The sequence below is a fragment of the Streptomyces sp. NPDC048191 genome, from assembly GCF_040652655.1.
Classification (GTDB): Bacteria; Actinomycetota; Actinomycetes; order Streptomycetales; family Streptomycetaceae; genus Streptomyces.
This window is the reverse complement of the sequence record NZ_JBEZMO010000098.1, coordinates 1-1,412: the sequence shown is the minus strand read 5'-3', so window position 1 is coordinate 1,412 and position 1,412 is coordinate 1. Positions and strand designations below refer to the sequence as shown.

1 protein-coding gene is annotated in these 1,412 nt (G+C 67.4%); it reads right to left on the bottom strand.

The window, feature by feature from the left end:
• A partial coding sequence (locus AB0D93_RS41585; RefSeq protein WP_362131980.1) for a condensation domain-containing protein occupies positions 1–1,412 on the bottom strand: 1,412 nt, incomplete at both ends.

Here is a 1,412-nt window from a genome sequence, read left to right as displayed (position 1 = left end):
CCCGGCGTGCGCTCAACCTGAGCCTCCACCAACTCATGCAGACACACATCACCGACCTCACGCGACACACCACGCCACCGCGACACCACCAGATCGAGCTCACCGTCCGGAAGGAAGGACACCCGCGCATCACCCTCGGCATCCGCGGCCATCGCCTCCAACACCGACCGATACATCCCCACGATCCGCTCAGCATGGACGCGGCTCAGTGCCGGGACGTTGACGGTGAGGATGACGTGTCCGCCGCGCGAGGAGACTGAGAGCGGAAGCTCAATGGGGCTGTCGTCGATTCCGCCGAACGGATCGACCAGTTCGGTGTCGACCTGACGGAAGTCCTGGTAGTTGAAAAGGACATCGATCAGCCGGTCTTCCTCCGCGTCCCGCTGGATCTCCGGCATGGGGAAGCGGCGGTGGCTCCACAGCTCCACCTCCCGCGCGAAGACCTGCCGCACCAGCTCACGCCAGGTGCGCGCGCCACGGTCCACCGGGAAGGGCAGGGTGTTGAGGTACATGCCGTACACCCGGTCCGCACCTGGCTCCTCCGGCCGCGCGTCGCACACCAGACCGACATGGAAGGCCGGCTCGTCCGTCAGCATGCCCATCACCTTGACGTGCGCTGCCACGAGCACGCTCTTCAGCGAGGCGTCGGCGGCGGTGGCGAGCGCCCGCAGGCGAGGCTCGAGGTCATGCCAGGGAGCGGCGACGCGGTATGTGCGTCCGCGTGCGGTCGGCTCGTCCTCCCAGCCGGCGGGGAGGGTGAACTTGGTGTAGTCGCTGACGATGCCGGTCCAGTAGGCACGGTCCTCGTCGGAGGCGAGGGACTCCAGCTCGCCGGCGATGAAGTCGGCGTAGCGCACGTCGGGCACGTCGTACGGCTCCGGCTCCAGGCCGTCGCGCAGCCGCATGTAGCAGCCGAGGAGTTCCATCAGGAGGGAGTGGTAGCTCCAGCCCTCCATGATCGGGTGGCACTCGGTCACCGAGATCCACCAGCCGTTGTTCTCCGTCGTGTGCGCGAAGTAACGCATCAACGGAGGCTCGGCGAAGTCGAAGAGTCGGGCACGCTCGGCGGCCGTGAACGCCTCGAGTGTCTCGCGCTGCCGCTCCACCTCCATCGCGCCCAGCTCGGCCACGCCCATCGCGGGCTCCACGACAGCGTGGACGACCTGCATCGGGACGGAGTAGGTGGAGAGGTCTATGGCCGTCCGCAGCGTCTCGTGCCGGGCGACGACCGTGCGAACGGCTTCGGTGAACGCCTCGTGGGAGAAGGGCTTGTCGTCGCGGATCCGGTAGGTGGAGACGTTGTGGTAGTGGTTACGGCTGGTGTCCGCCAGCATTTCCACGACCATGCCGGTCTGCGTCCGCGACAGCGGATAGGCATCCACCACCCCGGACGGCAACTTGGCCCGGTCCTC